General features: G+C 70.2%; 17 protein-coding genes. 15 read left to right on the top strand and 2 right to left on the bottom strand.

What is annotated here, in order from left to right; translation table 11 throughout:
* Positions 1–9 precede the first annotated feature (9 nt).
* The 6 genes from pstB to VHA73_16655 are packed head-to-tail and all read left to right on the top strand — an operon-like array spanning position 10 to position 6,375.
* Entirely contained in the window at positions 10–924 is a 915-nt protein-coding gene (pstB, locus tag VHA73_16680; protein ID HVX19660.1) for a phosphate ABC transporter ATP-binding protein PstB, read from the top strand.
* Positions 925–952: 28 nt separating this feature from the next.
* Positions 953–1,723: a phosphate signaling complex protein PhoU gene (gene phoU / locus VHA73_16675; protein ID HVX19659.1), complete on the top strand. Its 771-nt coding sequence runs from the start codon at positions 953–955 to the stop codon at positions 1,721–1,723.
* A 15-nt stretch (positions 1,724–1,738) separates the two neighbouring features.
* Positions 1,739–2,512, top strand: a complete 774-nt coding sequence (locus tag VHA73_16670) for a 5'/3'-nucleotidase SurE (protein ID HVX19658.1) — start codon at positions 1,739–1,741, stop codon at positions 2,510–2,512.
* A complete protein-coding gene (locus tag VHA73_16665) occupies positions 2,488–3,942 on the top strand; it encodes an ATP-binding protein (GenBank protein HVX19657.1) in 1,455 nt (484 codons plus the stop codon). Before VHA73_16670 ends, VHA73_16665 begins: the two co-directional genes overlap by 25 nt.
* Positions 3,939–4,652 (top strand): response regulator transcription factor, encoded by a 714-nt coding sequence (locus VHA73_16660; protein ID HVX19656.1) that lies wholly within the window; start codon positions 3,939–3,941, stop codon positions 4,650–4,652. Before VHA73_16665 ends, VHA73_16660 begins: the two co-directional genes overlap by 4 nt.
* A gap of 52 nt (positions 4,653–4,704) precedes the next feature.
* Positions 4,705–6,375, top strand: a complete 1,671-nt coding sequence (locus VHA73_16655; protein ID HVX19655.1) for an MFS transporter — start codon at positions 4,705–4,707, stop codon at positions 6,373–6,375.
* A 15-nt stretch (positions 6,376–6,390) separates the two neighbouring features.
* On the opposite strand, the gene VHA73_16650 is transcribed toward VHA73_16655, so the two are convergent.
* Positions 6,391–7,599, bottom strand: a complete 1,209-nt coding sequence (locus tag VHA73_16650; GenBank protein ID HVX19654.1) for a zinc-dependent metalloprotease — start codon at positions 7,597–7,599, stop codon at positions 6,391–6,393.
* A 67-nt stretch (positions 7,600–7,666) separates the two neighbouring features.
* Between VHA73_16650 and VHA73_16645 the strand changes: the two genes are divergently transcribed.
* Positions 7,667–8,815 carry an NAD-dependent epimerase/dehydratase family protein gene (locus tag VHA73_16645; protein HVX19653.1) on the top strand — a complete coding sequence of 383 codons (1,149 nt, stop codon included), beginning with the start codon at positions 7,667–7,669 and terminating at the stop codon, positions 8,813–8,815.
* Positions 8,816–8,832: 17 nt separating this feature from the next.
* Here VHA73_16645 and VHA73_16640 read toward each other — a convergent pair whose 3' ends face one another.
* On the bottom strand, positions 8,833–9,594 hold the full coding sequence (locus VHA73_16640; GenBank protein HVX19652.1) for a PDZ domain-containing protein: 762 nt from the start codon (positions 9,592–9,594) through the stop codon (positions 8,833–8,835).
* Positions 9,595–9,707: 113 nt separating this feature from the next.
* Here VHA73_16640 and VHA73_16635 point away from each other — a divergent pair, with 113 nt between their 5' ends.
* The 8 genes from VHA73_16635 to VHA73_16600 all read left to right on the top strand — a co-directional run bounded on the left by VHA73_16635 (position 9,708) and on the right by VHA73_16600 (position 17,236).
* Positions 9,708–10,232, top strand: a complete 525-nt coding sequence (locus VHA73_16635; GenBank protein ID HVX19651.1) for a molybdenum cofactor biosynthesis protein MoaE — start codon at positions 9,708–9,710, stop codon at positions 10,230–10,232.
* Positions 10,229–10,420: a hypothetical protein gene (locus tag VHA73_16630; GenBank protein ID HVX19650.1), complete on the top strand. Its 192-nt coding sequence runs from the start codon at positions 10,229–10,231 to the stop codon at positions 10,418–10,420. The genes VHA73_16635 and VHA73_16630 overlap by 4 nt, the downstream gene beginning before the upstream one ends.
* A 2-nt stretch (positions 10,421–10,422) precedes the next feature.
* The gene (locus VHA73_16625; GenBank protein HVX19649.1) at positions 10,423–11,430 is read left to right on the top strand and encodes a rod shape-determining protein; all 1,008 of its coding nucleotides are present in this window, start codon (positions 10,423–10,425) and stop codon (positions 11,428–11,430) included.
* Positions 11,431–11,604: 174 nt separating this feature from the next.
* Positions 11,605–12,447, top strand: a complete 843-nt coding sequence (locus VHA73_16620) for an ABC transporter ATP-binding protein (protein HVX19648.1) — start codon at positions 11,605–11,607, stop codon at positions 12,445–12,447.
* A gap of 94 nt (positions 12,448–12,541) precedes the next feature.
* On the top strand, positions 12,542–13,315 hold the full coding sequence (locus VHA73_16615; protein ID HVX19647.1) for an ABC transporter ATP-binding protein: 774 nt from the start codon (positions 12,542–12,544) through the stop codon (positions 13,313–13,315).
* A complete protein-coding gene (locus VHA73_16610) occupies positions 13,312–15,213 on the top strand; it encodes an AMP-binding protein (protein ID HVX19646.1) in 1,902 nt (633 codons plus the stop codon). The genes VHA73_16615 and VHA73_16610 overlap by 4 nt, the downstream gene beginning before the upstream one ends.
* A complete protein-coding gene (locus VHA73_16605; protein HVX19645.1) occupies positions 15,210–16,091 on the top strand; it encodes a branched-chain amino acid ABC transporter permease in 882 nt (293 codons plus the stop codon). The genes VHA73_16610 and VHA73_16605 overlap by 4 nt, the downstream gene beginning before the upstream one ends.
* Positions 16,088–17,236, top strand: a complete 1,149-nt coding sequence (locus tag VHA73_16600; protein HVX19644.1) for a branched-chain amino acid ABC transporter permease — start codon at positions 16,088–16,090, stop codon at positions 17,234–17,236. The genes VHA73_16605 and VHA73_16600 overlap by 4 nt, the downstream gene beginning before the upstream one ends.
* The last annotated feature ends 20 nt before the right edge of the window (positions 17,237–17,256 follow it).

Here is a 17,256-nt window from a genome sequence, read left to right as displayed (position 1 = left end):
GCTCCTGACATGCCGAACCACGCCCTCACCACGCCCGATGTCGCCAGCGAGACCACCACCGGCACGCCGTTGCGGCCGGTCGCTCCGGCAGGGGCCACCGAGGGCCGCGTCGCGGGCTACGACAGCCCCGACGGGATCCACGGCACCGACGCGGTCTTCGAGGTCGAGGGGCTCGACGTGCACTACGGCAGCCACCTCGCGCTCGGCGGGGTGAACATGCGGATCGCTCGCAACGAGATCACCGCGTTGATCGGCCCGTCGGGTTGTGGCAAGTCGACGTTCCTGCGTTGCTTCAACCGCATGAACGACCTCATCGAAGGCTGCCGAGTCGACGGCAAGGTCGGTTACCACGGTGTCGACCTCTACGGCACCGACGTGTCACCGGTCGAGGTGCGCCGGCGGATCGGCATGGTCTTCCAAAAGCCCGTGCCGTTTCCCCGTTCGGTGTACGACAACGTGGCGTATGGCCTCCGGATCGCCGGGATGCGCGACGGCCTCGACGATCGCGTCGAGGAAGCGCTGACCCGGGCCGCGTTGTGGGAGGAGGTCAAGGACCGGCTGAAGAAGTCGGCCCTCGGCTTGTCGGGCGGTCAGCAGCAGCGGCTCTGCATCGCTCGGGCGATCGCGGTGGAGCCCGAGGTCCTGCTCATGGACGAGCCCTGCTCGGCGCTCGACCCGATCGCCACCGCCCGCATCGAGGACCTCATGCGCGAGCTGCGAGAGCAGTTCACGATCGTGATCGTCACCCACAACATGCAACAAGCCGCGCGCTGCTCCGACCGCACGGCGTTCTTCACCACGTCGGTGAACCCCACCAGCGACCTGCGAACCGGTGCGCTCGTCGAGTACGACCGCACCGAGAAGATCTTCGCCAACCCTGATGACGAGCGGACCGAGCAGTACGTCACCGGGCGGTTCGGGTGAGCGGTCGCCCACCCGTGGGCCGGCACCCGTGACCGACGGCCTGCCCGACCTCGAGTCGGAGCTGTCGCTCGTCGTCCGTGAGGTCCAACAGCTGGCGGCGATGGTCATCGAGTCCACCGCCACCGCCACCGCGGTCCTGCGACGGCTCGACCTCGACGAGGCCCGCGCAGTGATCGAGCGCGACGACGAGGTCGACGCGCTCGCTCTGTCGCTCGAGGACCGCTGCACCCGTCTCCTCACGCTCCAGGCGCCGGTGGCACGCGACTTGCGGTCGACGGTGGCCGCGTTGTGGATCGTGGCCGACTTCGAGCGCTGCGGCGACTTGGCGGTGAACCTCGCCAAGGCGGCCCGCCGGCTCCTGCACACGCCCCTCAGCGATCGCCTCGCTCGGCTGCTCGACCGCATGGGTACCGAGGCGGTCGGCTTGTTGCAGGTGGCGTCCACCGCCTACGCCACGCGCGACGCCAGCATGGCGGCGGCCCTTCCCGATCTCGACGATGTGCTCGACCGGTTGCACCGCGAGTGGCTCGAAGCGATCTTCGAGGCGCACCGGGATGGCTGCCTGGGCGTCGAGGCGGGGGTGCAGCTGGCACTCGTCGGTCGGTATTACGAGCGGCTCGGCGACCATGCCGTGAACGTCGGCAACCGGATCGTGTACCTCGCCACCGGATGGCTCCCCGAACACACTGGGGCCGCTCGCCGGGACGCCCGCAACCGCCTGCGCGGATCTGATGGGGCCGATCGGGGTGAACATGGCGCACAATGGCACCGTGAACCACCCACCGACGAACAGGGCTGACCGTTGCGCATCTTGGTGACGAACGACGACGGCATCGACGCGCCGGGCCTCCACGCCCTCGCACGGTCACTCCACGGTGCCGGCCACGAGCTGATCGTTGCGGCGCCGCTCGACGACCGCAGCGGCAGCGGAGCCTCGATCGGCCGTCTGCACATCGACGAGCACATCGACGTCGAGGAACGTGAGCTGGCGGGCCTCGAAGGCGTCCCGGCCTGGGGCGTGGCGGGCCCGCCTGCGTTGTGCGTGCTGGCCGCCCGCCTCGGCGGGTTCGGTGCGCCACCCGAGCTGGTCGTGTCGGGCATCAACCCCGGCTGCAACACCGGGCGTGCCGTCCTGCATTCTGGGACGGTCGGCGCGGCGCTCACCGCCGCCAACTTCGGCCTGTCGGGCCTGGCGGTCAGCATCGACGTCAACAGTGCGAGCGACGAACAGCCGACTTGGGCCACTGCCGGCGAGCTGGCGGTCGGCGCGCTCGAGTGGCTGCTCGCGGCGGGCGCCGGCACCGTGGTCAACCTCAACGTTCCCGACGTGCCGCTGGCCGAAGTCCTCGGTGTCGGGGAAGCGACGCTGGCCAAGGTGGGTACCGTGCGGTCCGCGGTCGTCGAGTCGGGCGACGGGCGTCTGCAGATGGAGCTCCGCGCCACCGGCGAGGTGGTCGACCCCGCGTCCGACACCGGCATGGTCCGGGCCGGGTATGCCGCCGTCACGGTGATCCAAGGCATCACCGCTGTCGCGCCATCCGACGTGGCCGACCACACCGACAAGTGGCTCTCGACGCGCTCGGGCTGACCGCCACGCCGCTGGTCGCGCTGGGAGCGACCGGCGAGGTCGTCATCGTCGTGGTGGCCGCGGCCGCGCTCGTCGTCGTCTCTGCCGTCCTCTCTGCTCGGGCGCGAGCCCGCGCTGCCCACGCCGTGCAACGGCGGCTCGAGGATCTCGCCGATCGAATCGACGCCCGACCGGCTGTCGGGTCCGGTCTGGGCGGCCAGCTCGACCGGCTCGAATCCGCGATCGACGCCTCGGCGTTCGGCGCGGCGCGGCGTGCCGAAGCCGTGCTCATCCGCGCGCTCGACGCCATCCCGCAAGGCGTCGTGCTCTTCGCCCGCGACGGTAGCCAGATGGTGCAGAACCGGGCGGCGGTCGCGTTCCTCGACGTGCGCCAAGGCGGCCCAGAGCTCGACCAGACGATGTGGGGTCTGCTGCGACCGGGGTTCGCCGGTGACCAGAGCAGCCGAACGGTCGACGTCGAGGGCCCACCGCGCCGGACGTACCTCCTCACTGCGCTGCCACTGCGGCCCAACGTCGACAGCCCAGCCGATGGGCCTGTCGCACCGCCGACCGGTGGGCTGGCGCCGCTCGCCGGTCCGCAAGCCTCGGTCGAGGGCGTCGCGATCGTCATCGACGACATCTCCGAGCGGAGCCGGGTGGAGAACCTCCGGCGCGACTTCGTGGCGAACATCAGCCACGAGCTCAAGACGCCGGTCGGCGCGCTCGGGTTGCTCGCCGAGACGCTGCTCGACGAGACGACCGCGAGCGGCACGGCCGCGGGTCTCGACGCAACCTCGACTGCGGTGGTGCAGCGGTTGGCGGGCCGGGTGCACCACGAGGCGCTGCGCATCGGCCGCACGATCGACGACCTGCTGGAGCTGAGTCGCATCGAGGGCGGGGAGCCGTCGTCGAAGGAGCGGATCCCGGTCGTGCAACTGCTCGCCGACGCCGCCGATCGGGTGCGGCCAGCGGCCGATCTGCGTGAAGTCGCCATCGAGGTGAGCTGCCGGCCGCCCCGCTTCGAGGTCCTTGGCGACCGCCGCCAGCTCGTGTCGGCGTTGTCCAACTTGCTCGACAACGCCATCAAGTACTCCGACCCGGGGTCCGCCGTGCAGCTCGAAGGTTCGCTCGGCGACCGGTTCGTCGAGTTGTCCGTCGTCGACCACGGCGTCGGCATCCCGCAACCCCACCTGGACCGGGTCTTTGAGCGCTTCTACCGAGTCGACGAAGCCCGCAGCCGCGACACCGGTGGCACGGGCCTCGGTTTGGCGATCGTGCGCCACGTGATCCACAACCACCGTGGTGAAGTCGACGTCACGTCGGTCGAGGGGAAGGGGTCGCGGTTCACGTTGCGGCTTCCCCGCGCCGATGCGGCGCCGGTCGACCACACCGATGCGGCTGCGCTCGGCGACCTCGACGGTCTGCCGTCCCCCCGACAGGAGTCGTCATGAGCGACCAACCACAGACCACTGTCCTGCTCGTCGAAGACGAGGACTCGTACGTCGACGCACTGCTGGTCGGCCTCAAGCGCGAGGGCTTCCGCGTGCAGGTCGCCCGCGACGGCGCGGAAGCCCTCGATGTGTTCGACGCGGTCGCGCCCGATCTCGTGCTGCTCGACGTGATGCTCCCCGTCGTGTCCGGCATCGACGTGTGCCGCGAGCTGCGACGTCGCTCGAAAGTGCCGATCATCATGGTCACCGCCAAGTCGTCGGAGATCGACACGGTGGTCGGGCTCGAAGTCGGTGCCGACGACTACGTCACCAAGCCCTACCGGCTGCGCGAGGTCGTGGCTCGCATGCGTGCGGTGCTGCGCAGGTCGCCGGGCGACAGTCGTGAGGAGCCCCGCGACGGTGAGGTCCTGCAGGTCGGCGACGTCTCACTCGACCCCGGCCGCCACGAGGTCGTGATCCGGGGTGCCGAGGTCGCCTTGCCGCTCAAGGAGTTCGAGCTGCTCACGCTGTTGCTCGAGAACGCCGGGCGGGTGCTCACCCGTGAGACGTTGATCGACCGGGTCTGGGGTCTCGACTACGTCGGGGACACGAAGACCCTCGACGTGCACATCAAGCGGCTGCGGGCCAAGGTCGAAGAAGATCCGTCGAACCCCCAGCGCATCGTCACCATTCGGGGAGTCGGCTACAAGTTCGAGCGGCCACGAGCCTGAGCCGGGCGGGCATGCGCGGTCGGGGCTCCGCGCCGTTCCTTACGATGGGGCAGTGACCGCGCAGCAAGGGTGGCGGCCCTTCACCCCACCGCAGAAACCCCAGTCGCGGGTGACCTCGGCGTTCGCGCGCTTGGCGCACGCGCATCTGGTGTCGACGTCGGGCGACGCGGCGTTGGCCACTGCTCTGGCCGGGTCGCTGTTCTTCACGCTGCCCACAGGCGAAGCTCGCGGCAAGGTCCTGCTGTACCTGCTGTTCACGATGGCGCCGTTCTCGGTGGTCGCGCCGCTGATCGGTCCGCTCGTCGACCGCGTGCGCGGCGGCCGCCGGATCATGGTGATCGTGAGCGGGATCGGCCGTGCGGTCCTGTGCTTCGTGATGATCCAGCACGTCAAGAGCTTGCTCTTCTTCCCCGAGGCGTTCGGCGTGCTGGTCCTGCAGAAGACCTACACGATCACGAAGCCGGCGCTCGTGCCGTCGACCGTGGAGAGCGACGACGAGCTGGTGGAGGCCAACTCCAAGCTGTCGTTGCTGTCGGGCATCGGCTCGGTGGTGGGGGCAGGTCCCGGCGCGCTCGCGTACAAGATCGCGGGTGGCGCGCAAGGGGCGCTGGTGGTGGCCATGCTGTTCTACCTGGCCACCGCGGCGCTCGGCCTGCGCCTGCCGAAGGTGCAGGTCGCGTCGGAGGCGTCGAGCCACGAGGAGCGCGCCGAGCTGCACAGCACGTCGATCCTGCTCGGCGGCTCGGCCATGGGGATGATCCGCGGGATCGTCGGGTTCATGACGCTGTTCATCGCGTTCGCGTTCTACAAGAAGAGCGGGACGCCGTGGGAGCTCGCCGTGGTTGGTGGCTCGTCGGTGGTCGGCAGCCAGATCGGTGCGCTCATCGCACCGCCGTTGCGCCGCATGACCAAGGAGGAGAACCTCCTGATGGGAGCGCTGGGTGCCATCACCATCGCCGGCGTGTTGGCCAGCCTGAGCAGCGGCGTCATGGGCGCGATGATCCTGGCGGCGATCGTCGGCATCGCGGCAGCGTGCGGGAAGTTGGCGTTCGACTCGATCGTCCAGCGCGACGCGCCGGACGCCAACCGCGGCCGGTCGTTCGCCCGCTTCGAGACGCGCTTCCAGATCCTGTGGGTGGTCGGCGCGCTGATCGCGATCGCGCCGATGCCGAAGGAAGCCGGCTATCTGGTGGTGTTGTTCGTGGCCGCCGTGACGCTGTTCTCCTACGCAGTGGGCTCCAAGGCGTCCGAGGCCCGCGCCCGCGCCGTGCCGCTCACCGGCGTCGACGCGGCGGCCGTCCAACTCGACCAGCGCATGAACCGGCTGGCCGGCGAGGCAAGAGAGCGGGTGCGCGCGGCCGCGACGGGGTGGCGCCACCGCGATCAGCGCCCGCTGCCCGCCGAGACGCCATTGCCGCCACCGACCGGCTGGCCCGTCTGGATCGGCGACGACCCGCCGCCGCGCGGCATCGACGACCAAGTGGGCCCGCCGCGGCCGCGGCAGGCCGCGCTCGATCCGGCGAGAGCCGATCGTCCGACCAGCAGCGGGTCACCGTCCGCCGCGCCCGCGCCCGGTCCCGAGCCGCCCACGATCGACCTCGGCCCGACCTCGACGACGGTGCCGTTCGAGCCGTCGCCGCTGACGTTTCCCGACGAGCCCTCCGCCGCCGACGAGCCGGCCACGCAAGTCGCGCCCGACGACGACGAAGCCTGGCCTTCCTGACCCGGCGCCGCCGGGTCAGTCGTCCGGCAGATCGATGCGGGCGAGCCAAAGGCCGGGCGCATCGACCTCGGCTGGCGTCGGCAAGTCGCGCTCGTCGGCCCAGAGCCGCTCGAGCGCCCCGAACCCGGCTCGCTCCACCACCCCGTCGACGAAGCTGGCGGCGCGGTCGTAGCGGTCTTGGGTCAGGTGCAGCCCGAGGAGCCGTTCCACGAAGCGGTCGGCCTCGCTGGCCTCCACCCGGCGCCGGCGCATGGCTTCGGTGACCATCCCGTAGCTGCTGATCAAGTTGGCGCCGATGTGGTCCATGACGTGGTCGACGTAGCCGACGACCACTGCCACGGTGGCCTCGATCTGGGGGATCAGATCGCGCTGCTCGGGCGACTGCACGGCGCCGAGGAGCATCTCGGGGTCGCCGAACAGCTCGGCCATGTCGAACCCACCCTGCAACTGGGCGGGGTCGAGGTCGCCGAGGCGCGACGTGAACGCGGAGGGGTCAGCCCGGAACCCTGCCGCGTACGAGGCGAGCAGGCCTTCGAGCCGGGTGCGCACATGCGGGACGTTGAGCACGGCGTGGTGGGTGAGCTCGTGCAGCAGCACCCACAAGCGAAGGTCGTCGGCGTCGATGCTCCACTCGGCGGCGAACGCATCGATGCCGGCCGGCACGACCTGCACTTCGTGGCTGGCCTTGCGCGGGATCGGAAGGTCGTACACGCCGAAGCTGCGCCGCGCGAGGTGGCCGACCATCGACCCGGCGGTCATGCCGAGCAGCATCGGGTTCAGCGCCTGGAGCAGCTCGCCGAGCCACGCCTCGGGATCCGGCGACGCCGGGGTCAGGGGGCCGGCGTCGGGGGTGGCGCCGCCCGCATGCGGCGATCCGAGCGCGGTGGCCAAGTTCGAAAAGAGGGGCTTCCAGGCTTCGATCGTGTCGACCACCCACATCGTCCGTGTCACGGGAACGATCTCGACCGAGCGGCCGGCCACGAGCGTATCGAGCCCGGTGAGCGACGTGACCTGCAGCTCCGCCACCCGGCCGAGCTGTTCGAGCCGGATCCGTTCGAGCGGATCGACGTTCGGCTCGAACTCGCCTTCGGTGGCGATGGTGATCGCGAGCTGCGACGCGGCGTCCCAGGCGACCGGGCCCTGCTGGCCGATCATCTTCATCAGGTCACCGAAGAACGGCATCCCCTTGAACGGATCGCCGCCTGGTGGACCGGCGTCACTCACCGTGGCCCCCGCGCGTCGTACGAGTCCGTTCGCTTTCTGTCACGAGCTGGTGCACCATGCCATTCCCATGCGACACGACGTTGCTCATCCGTCTGACGATCCCGCAGTGGAACCGGAAGGCGCATCCGTCCATCGTAAACGGCTCGGATCCGTTGTCATCATCGGCGCCTCGAGCCCCCTCGGGCGGCGGGTCGTCGACCTCACGGTGCGCGACGAGGCGGTCGGGCGGGTGGTCGCGGTCGACATCGCCGACCCCGACGACGCTGGTACCCCGCCGGTGGCGGCGTTGGCCGGCGGCACCGGCGCATCGATCGAGCGGTTCGTCGTGATGGCGGGCGACGACTTGCGGGGGCCGCTCGCGGGGGCCACCGCCGTGCTGTACCTCGGCTGGGCGGCGGCGGGCGGCCTCAGCCAGGGCGGCAGCGACCGCATCGTTGCGGTGGCCGACGCCGTGCTGCGCGCGACCGAAGGGGTCGCGCCGCTCTCGCTGGTGGTGGTGTCGAGCGCCATGGTCTACGGCGCGTGGACGACCAATCCGGTGCCGCTCACCGACGCGGCCCCGGTCCGGCCGAATCCGGGGTTTGCCCCCGCGCTGGCGCTGGCCGAAGTCGAACGACGGGTGGCCGACTGGCACGACGATCACCCGGCGAACACGGTCGCCGTGCTCCGGCCCGTCACCACCGTGGCCCCGGACCGGCCCGGCTGGTTGGCCCGCGCCCTTCGTTCCGCACTCGGCTTTCCGGTGGAGGACCACGATCCACCCACCCAGTTCCTTCACGTCGACGATCTCGCGTCGGCGGTCGACATCGTGCGGCGGTCCGGCGTCGAGGGCACCGTCAACGTGGCGCCCGACGGTTGGCTCGACGGCGCGGCCCGGCGCGCACTCGACGTGCGCCCCCGCATCCGGCTGCCCGAGGCCGTGGCCGCTCGCCTGCACGGCTGGCGGTGGCGCCTGGGGGTGGCGCCGACCCCGCCGGAGCTGTTGCCGTACGCGGTGCATCCCTGGGTCGTGGCCAACGACAAGGTGCGAAGCGCCGGTTGGGTGCCCGAGCACACGAACGAAGAGGCTTGGGTGGCGGGCCACCCCGCCGGTCCGCTCGCCACGTTGAGCCCGCAACGACGCCAAGAGCTCATCCTCGGAGGCGCGGCCGTGGCGGCCGCAGGGGCCGGCGTGGTCGCCGGCGGGGCCATCCGCCGGCGGCGCCGCGGCGGGTGAGGAGGCGGTGTGGTCGCTCAGCCGCCGACGCTGGTCGACGTGGGAACCACCGATCCGGTCGGCAGCGTCGCCGTCGTGGTCGGCTGCGGAGGACCGGTGGTCGCCGGGGCCTGGTGCTCGCCGTCGCCCGGTGGTGGATGGCCCAGCACCACGGTGGTGCGCTGCACTTGGCCATTGCGCCGGTAGGTGACTTCGACCTTCGAGCCGGGACGGTGGTTGCTCACGTCATCGACCAGATCGGCCATGGTGCCCATCTGGTGGCCGTCGACCGCCGTGATGACGTCACCGGACCGCAGCCCACCTTGGTCGGCGGGGCTGCCGGCGTCGATCGCCAGCAGGCGGGCCCCCGAGCCGGCCCCTTGGTCGAGGCTCGCCTCCGTCAGACCGTCGTCCCAATCCGTGCCGGTGACCCCCAACCACGCGCGGGTCGTGCGGTCGGTCGACGAGCCGAGGACCGCGCTCGTGGCGCTGACGGTCTGGCTCTCGAGCGCCGATGCGACGGTGACCACTGGCGGGCTGTCGGTCATGGTCGCCGACAGCGCGACGAGCCCGACGACGGCGGCGGCGCCCAGGAGCACGACGCCCGATGCGACGAGGTTGCGCCGCCTGCTGCGGGCTGCATCGCGCCGGGAAAGCGTGGCGATGTGCGGCTGCACCCCTGCCGTGGGTCCGTGGGTGTGTTCCGACCCGAGCTCCGAGGGGTGGCGCCAGAGGCGGTCATCGGGTGGAAGCGGTGGGCGGAACTCGGGCCGCTCGTCGTCGGCGTCGTCGAGCGGCATGGGGCCGATCGTACTTGCGCACCTGCGCTCGTGGTCCTCGCCCCGCGGCGGCCACCGGAGCGAATTGCCACACCGGGACTCACCTCGTCGCCGTAGCACTTAGCATCATGAGGGTGTCCGCACCCGATCCAGCTGCACGCCCCTCGGGCGGGCCCGTCGCACCACCCTCCGGTGACACGTGGACCGGTCTGTGCCCCCACGACCTTCCCGACGGCCTCGCAGCGTGGGCGGCCCGGCCTGACTGCGGTGCGATCGTGTCGTTCGACGGCAACGTGCGCGACCACGCCGAGGGTCGGACCGGCGTCGAGTCCCTCACCTATGAGGCGTACGCCGAGGTTGCCGGTCGCCGCCTCGAGGAGATCGCCGCTGCCGCACGCAGCCGGTGGCCCTCGCTCGGCCGCCTCGCGATGCTGCACCGGGTGGGTCGCCTCCACGTCGGCGAGGCGGCGGTTCGGGTGGTGGTCAGCGCGCCGCACCGCGGCGAGGCGTTCGACGCGGCGCGCTGGTGCATCGACACCGTGAAGTCCTCGGTCCCGATCTGGAAGCACGAGGCTTGGGCCGACGGCTCCGGTTGGGGCACCGGGTCTGTCCCGATCACCGATCCGGTGGCCATCCCCACGGGGAGCGTGCTTCGGTGACCGCGCTGATCTTCCTTGCGATCCCGGTGGTGATCATCGTGCTCGGTGGCGGCTGGTTGTGGTTCCGCCACCACAAGCCACGTTCGCTCGAGTCGGGCGTGGAGTCCTTCCGGCGCGAGATGCGGGCGCTGTCACCCGAGGGCGATGAGCGCAAGCGACGCGCCGGGCAACGTCCCGGGGGCGGCTGACCATGGCGCGCGACCTCGCCATCGACCTCGGTACCGCCAACACGCTCGTGTACGCGCGGGGCAAGCACATCGTGTTGAACGAGCCGTCGGTGATCGCGCTCAACTCCAAGACCGGCGAAGTCCTGGCGATGGGGCACGAGGCCTGGCAGATGATCGGCCGCACGCCCGGCTACATCGTGGCGGTCCGGCCGTTGCGCCAGGGAGCCATCACCGATTTCGAGATCACCCAGCGGATGATCCGCTTGCTGCTCCAACGGGCAGGCGTCAGCAGGTTCAACCGTCCCCGGGTCGTGATCTGCGTCCCGTCGGCCATCACCGAAGTGGAGCGTCGTGCGGTCATCGAGGCGGCTCGACGTGCCGGTGCGGCCGACGCCCAGTTGTTGGAGCAACCGATGGCGGCGGCCATCGGCGCCGGGCTCCCGATCCACGAGCCGGTCGGCAACATGGTGATCGACGTCGGTGGCGGCACCACCGAGACCGCGCTGATCTCGCTCGGTGGCATCGTGGCGCTGCAAGCTGTCCGGGTCGGGTCGTTCGACATCGACGCCGCCATCCAGACCTTCATCCGCCGTGAGTACGGCATTGCGGTGGGCGAGCGCACCGCAGAGGAGATCAAGGTCGCGATCGGCTCGGCGTGGCCGGTGCAGGACGACGTGAAGGCCGAGGTCCGCGGCCGCGACCTCATGTCGGGTCTTCCCAAGACGGTCATCCTGTCGCCAGAGGAAGTCCGTGAGGCCATCGACGAGCCGGTGTCGTCGATGGTCGACTCCGTCATCGCCTGCCTCGGCCAGGCGCCGCCCGAGCTCGCGCAGGACCTCATCGTCCGCGGGATGCACCTTGTCGGTGGCGGCGGCATGTTGCGCGGCCTCGCCAACCGCGTGGCGGAGGAGACCGAGATCCCAGTGCACCTCGTCGACGCGCCGCTCGAGTGCGTCGTGCTCGGGGCCGGCCGGGTGATCGAGGCCTACGACGATCTCCGTGTGATGTTCATGGGTCAACGCCCGCACTGACCACACAGCCGGCCGATTCGCGGCATCCGTCCGGATCCGTCATGTGACGGTTCTCTTGCGAACGTCGACGATCGTTGCCGACGCCCCGATGTGTGTCTATGGTCACGCGCCAGCGGCGTCGTTGGTTTTGTCCGGTTGCCGCCGCGCACCAGCGACAAGGGGGACGGCGTTCGAATGTCGGTCGGCACCCAGACAGAGGCGAGCGGTCGGGCGGCGGTCGCCGGTGCCGCGCTGGGCGTCACCAACCTCGAGGTCGTGTACCACGACCTGCTCCTGGTGCTCAGGGGCGTGAGCCTCGAGGTCCCCTCTGGGGCGGTGGTGGCGCTGCTCGGCGCGAACGGCGCCGGCAAGACCACGCTGCTGCGAGCGATCACCGGCTTGCTCGACTTGCACCGCGGGAAGATCACCAAAGGCGCGATCACCGTCGACGGTCGACCGATCCACAAGCTGCCCGCCGCGGCGATCGTGCGCGGGGGCGTGGCGCAGGTGATGGAAGGCCGACGGATCTTCGCCGACCTCACCGTCGACGAGAACTTGCGGACCGGCGCCGCCACCCGGCGCGACCGCTCCGCCATCAAAGCGTCCTACGAGCGGGTGCTCGAGCTGTTCCCCAAACTCGCCGAGCGTCGACGCCAGACCGCTGGTTACCTCTCCGGTGGCGAGCAACAGATGGTGGCCATGGGGCGGGCCCTCATGGCCGACCCCAAGTTGTTGGTGCTCGACGAGCCGTCACTCGGCCTCGCACCGCTGATCGTCGAGCAGGTCCGCGAGATCATCACGACCGTCAACGACAGCGGCACCAGCGTGCTGCTCGTGGAACAGAACGCGGCCATGGCCCTGTCGATCGCAGACCACGGCTATGTGTTGGAGAACGGCCGGATCGTCAAGGAGGGGCCGGGTCCGTCGCTCCTGGCCGACGCCGACATCCAGGAGTTCTACTTGGGGGTCGGTGAGGCCGGTCGGCGCTCGCTGCGCGACGTGAAGACGTACCGTCGCCGGAAGCGGTGGGGGGCCTGACGTGGCCGCGGACCCACCGATCGAGCAGGCCCCACCGGCCTCACCAAGCTCCGATCCTGAGCGCAGCGGTGATGGCGCGATCCCGGTGCTGCGCATGTCCGACGTCACCTTGCGCTTCGGTGGTGTCACGGCGCTCGAAGGTGTCACCTTCGACGTCTGGCCGGGCGAGCTGTTCGCCGTCATCGGGCCCAACGGCGCCGGCAAGACCTCGATCTTCAACTGCCTGTCCGGCGTGTACCACCCCCAGTCCGGCGAGATCGAGTTCCTCGGGCGGTCGATCCGCGGGGTGAGTCCTGTGCAGCTCGCCAAGCGCGGCATGGGTCGCACGTTCCAGAACCTCGGCTTGTTCACCAATCTCACGTTGGTCGACAACCTGATGCTCGGCCGGCACCACCTGATGAAGTCAGGGTTCCTGGCCGGCATGTTGTGGTGGGGCCGGACCCGGCGCGAGGAGCTCGTGCACCGCGCCCGCATCGAGGAGGTCGTCGACTTGCTCGAGTTGGGCGACTACCGCGGACAGCCTGTGGGCCTGCTCCCGTACGGCATCCAAAAGCGCATCGAGCTCGGGCGCGCCCTGGTGATGGAGCCCCGGTTGTTGCTGCTCGACGAGCCGGTGGCCGGCATGAACGTCGAGGAGACCGAGGACATGGCCCGCTACATCCTTCAGGCGCGCGACGAGCTGGCGCTGCCGATGATCCTGGTCGAGCACGACATGGCCATGGTCATGGACCTCGCCGACCGGGTGATGGCGCTCGACTTCGGCGTGCCGATCACCACCGGCACGCCTGCGGAGGTGCAGGCGCATCCGGCCGTGATCCGGGCGTACCTCGGTGGCGCGCCGGCCGAAGTGGTGGAGGAGCTGGCGTGAGCTCGGCGACCGCCCCCGTCGCAGCCGCGCACACGCTGCCGGCCCGGTTGCTCTGCCTCGCCGGCTCCTCTCCGAAGCGGGTGGCATTTCGCTACAAGGACCGCGGGCTGTGGGGTGAGACCACGTGGGCGCGCTACGCCGAGCGGGTGAGCGACGTCGCCACCGGGCTGGCCGAACTGGGCGTCGGCTCCGGCGACCGCGTGGCGATCCACTCGCTCAACCGTCCCGAGTGGGTGGTGGCCGACTTGGCGGCGCAGGGGCTCGGTGCGGTGACGGTGGGGATCTACCCCACGTCGCCCGCGTCGGAGGTGCAGTACCTGCTGTCGCATTCGGGCGCGCGCGTGCTGATCGCTGAGGACGAGGAGCAGTTCGACAAGGCGTGGGAGGTGCGCGGCAGCTGCCCGGCTCTCGAAGCGATCGTGGTGATCGACCCGCGGGGCGTCCGCGTGCTCGACGACCCGATGGTCCACACGTTCGCCGACCTGGAAGCCGCAGGGGACGCCGACCGCGACGCCGGGCGTGCGACGTACCGGGACTCGGTTGGACGCCTCGACCCGTCGGCGCCGGCGATCATCGTCTACACGTCGGGCACCACCGGTCCGCCCAAAGGTGCCATGTTGTCGCACGCCAACTTGGAAGCCGCCGGTGACGCCGCCACCAGCGTGTTCGAGGTGGGCCCGCGCGACGAAGTGCTGTCCTACTTGCCGCTGTGCCACGTGGCGGAGCGGCTGTTCTCGCTGATCGACCACCTAGCGGTTGGGTACGTCGTGAACTTCGGCGGTGGGATCGAGGAGCTGCCGATCGACCTGCCGGCGGTGCAGCCCACGTTCTTCCTGGGCGTGCCACGAGTGTGGGAGAAGCTGCTCGCCACCGTCGAGATCCGCATGGCCGACGCGTCCTGGCTGAAGCGCACCGTCTACCGCCGGGCACGGGCCAGCGGCGAGCGCGTCGCCACCCGGCGCATGAACGGTCGCTTCGGGATCCTCGACAAGGTCCGCTACGGCTGGTGGTGGGCGCTGCTGTACCGGCCGCTGCGCGACAAGCTCGGCCTGCGCCGCTGCAAGGTGGCGCTGTCAGGTGCCGCGCCGGTCGCCCCGCAAGTGCTCGAGTGGTTCTGGGCGATCGGCGTGCCGGTCGTCGAGGGCTACGGGCAGACCGAGAACACCGCGCAGGCCACCGTCACCCGCCGCGACCACGTGCGGCTCGGCGCGGTCGGTCAGGCGGTCCCCGGCATGGAGGTGAAGATCGCTGACGACGGCGAGATCCTCACCCGCGGGCCGGGTGTCTTCCTCGGCTACTTCCGCGACGAGAAGGCCACCGACGAGACGATCGACGCCGACGGTTGGCTGCACACCGGCGACATCGGCACGCTGGCCGACGACGGCAGCCTCACGATCACCGACCGCAAGAAGGACATCATCATCACCGCGGGCGGCAAGAACTTGTCGCCGTCGGAGATCGAGAACCGGTTGAAGGTGAGCCCGTACGTCCGCGAAGCGGTGGTGATCGGCGACCGCCGGCCCTATCTCGTGGCGCTGATCGGGGTCGAGGAGGACACGGTCGGCGACTGGCTGTCGCGACGTCAGATCCCGCACACCACATACGCGGACATGGCGTCGCTGCCCGAGGTGCGCGAGTTGGTCGACGAGTGGGTCGCGGCCGTCAACGCCGACCTGGCGCAAGTCGAGACCGTGAAGCAGTTCGCGCTGCTGCCCAAGGAGCTCGACCACGAGGATGGCGAGGTCACCGCCACGCAGAAGGTGAAACGGCGGGCGATCGAGGCCGAGTTCGGCGCCCTCATCGAGGCCCTGTACGAGCGCGAGCACGACGGGTCGGGCGAAGCCGGCGATGCCGCTGCGGTCGCGTCGGCGGTGGCGAGCGGGGAGGAGGGATCGTGAAGGTCTTCCTCGACATCGTGCTCAACGGCGCCGCGGTTGGTGCGGTGTACGCCCTCGTGGCCCTCGGGTTCGTGATCATCTACAAGGCCACCGGCGTCATCAACTTCGCGCAGGGCGGGTTCATGCTGGTGGGCGCGTACCTGGCTTTCAACGCCCGGGTCACGTGGGGCCTGCCGTTCTGGTTGGCGGTGGTGATCTGCATCGTCGGCGGCGCGCTCGTCGGCTGGCTCGTGGAAGCCACGATCCTCCGGTTCATGGTCGGCCAGCCCGTGTTCGCGCAGCTCATGGTCACGATCGGCCTGCTGTTCGTGATCCAAGAGATCGTGGCCACGATCTGGGGGGTCGACAGACAAGACCTCCAGGCGCCATGGGGCAACAAGGTCGTGACGGTCGGCGGCGCGACGCTCAGCCAGCTGCGGCTGTTCACGATCATCACCGCCGTGGTCGTGATGCTCTTGTTCTTCGCGTTCTTCCGCTATTCGTCGCTCGGCCTCGCCATGCGGGCCACGGCGGTCGACCCCGAAGCGGCCTTGGCCCAGGGGATCTCGGCTCGCCGCGTGTACGGCGTGGCTTGGGCGATCAGCGGCGCGGTGGCCGCGATCGGCGGGGTGCTGTACGCCGCGCCACCGGCCGGGCTCGATCCCACCTTGCAGTTCGTGGCGTTGCTCGCCTTCCCGGCCATCGTGTTGGGCGGTCTCGACTCACCGGTGGGCGCGGTGGTCGGCGGGTTGATCATCGGGTGGAGCCAGCAGTTCGCGTCGCACTACATGAAGTGGGGCCAGGGCTTCCCCGATGTCTTCCCGTACTTGGTGATGATCGCGGTGCTGCTGGTGCGACCGAGCGGCCTGTTCGGCACCGAGGAGGTGCGGCGGGTGTGATCGCGGTGCTCTCGCGTGCCCGCGGCGGTCGTGCGAACCGGGCCCTGCCGCGCACGTACGGCCAGTCGTTGCGGGCCTTTCCTGGCCACTGGGCGCGTCTCGGTTTGGTGCTGGTAGCCGTGATCTATGTGGTGACGCCGCTGCGCCTCACCGACGACTGGCTCAACATCTTGACGGTGTGCGGCTGCTACGCAGTGGGCGCCATCGGCTTGAACCTGCTCACCGGCTTCACCGGGCAGGTGTCGATCGGCCAGGCCTTCTTCGTGGCGGCTGGCGGTTACACAGTGGCGCACTTCTCCAGCGGCGTGGCCTCCCAGGGCCATCTCCGGTGGGTCACCCAGCAACCGTTGCTGATCTCGTTGCTCGGCGCCGCCATCGTCGGCGCGATCCTCGGCGCGCTGATCGGTCCGTTCGCGCTGCGGTTGCGGGGCAACTACCTCGCCATCGTCACGCTCGCGCTGCTGTTCCTCGGCTTCTACCTCTTCAAGAACGCCACCGACCTCACCGGCGGTGGCAGCGGCGTGAACTACGCACCGAGCCTGGCCATCGGCCCATTCGACTTCACCAAGTTGCACAACGGCGCCTACTCCGATCAGCAGGGCTACTTCTGGTTGGTGTGGGGGTTCGTGGCGCTGGCCGCGCTGCTCGCCCGCAACCTGGTGCGCAGTCGCGCCGGCCGGGCCATGCAAGCCGTGCGCGACCGCGACCTCGCGGCCGAGGTCATCGGCGTCAGCCAGATGCGAACGAAGATCGGCGTTTTCGCCGTGTCGAGCGCGTTCGCGTCGGTCGGCGGCGCGCTCTACTACTCGGTGATCCAGCAGAACCTGGAGCCCACCCAGGTGTCGCAGCTGCCGGGGCTGGTCATGTCGATCACGTTCGTGGCGATCATCATCGTCGGCGGGCTCGGCAGCGTGTGGGGCTGCATCGTCGGCGCGCTGATCGTGCAGGGCCTGCCGCAGCTCATCAACCGCTACACGGGCAGCCTCCCGTTCCTCGGCCCCGACGGGATCATGAGCGTCGCGTCGTTCAACAACTTCATCTTCGGCGTGATGATCGTGGCCTTCTTGCTGCTCGAGCCGTACGGGCTGGCTGCGGTCTGGCGCCGGATCAAGGGCTATTTCCAGGCCTGGCCGTTCTCGTACTGACCAGGTCCAGCACCACGAAG

The sequence above is a fragment of the Acidimicrobiales bacterium genome (assembly GCA_035547835.1).
Taxonomy (GTDB): Bacteria; Actinomycetota; Acidimicrobiia; order Acidimicrobiales; family Iamiaceae; genus DASZTW01.
Note: the sequence above shows the minus strand (reverse complement) of the source record. Positions and strands in the feature narration are given on the sequence as shown.

What these genes read in the sequence shown, in the direction of transcription:
- pstB (HVX19660.1), top strand. Translation starts at nt 10, where the DNA reads ATGCCGAACCACGCCCTCACCACGCCCGATGTCGCCAGCGAGACCACC.
- VHA73_16620 (HVX19648.1), top strand. Translation starts at nt 11,605, where the DNA reads ATGTCGGTCGGCACCCAGACAGAGGCGAGCGGTCGGGCGGCGGTCGCC.
- VHA73_16625 (HVX19649.1), top strand. Translation starts at nt 10,423, where the DNA reads ATGGCGCGCGACCTCGCCATCGACCTCGGTACCGCCAACACGCTCGTG.
- VHA73_16640 (HVX19652.1), bottom strand. Translation starts at nt 9,594, where the DNA reads ATGCCGCTCGACGACGCCGACGACGAGCGGCCCGAGTTCCGCCCACCG.
- VHA73_16615 (HVX19647.1), top strand. Translation starts at nt 12,542, where the DNA reads ATGTCCGACGTCACCTTGCGCTTCGGTGGTGTCACGGCGCTCGAAGGT.
- VHA73_16660 (HVX19656.1), top strand. Translation starts at nt 3,939, where the DNA reads ATGAGCGACCAACCACAGACCACTGTCCTGCTCGTCGAAGACGAGGAC.
- VHA73_16645 (HVX19653.1), top strand. Translation starts at nt 7,667, where the DNA reads ATGCGACACGACGTTGCTCATCCGTCTGACGATCCCGCAGTGGAACCG.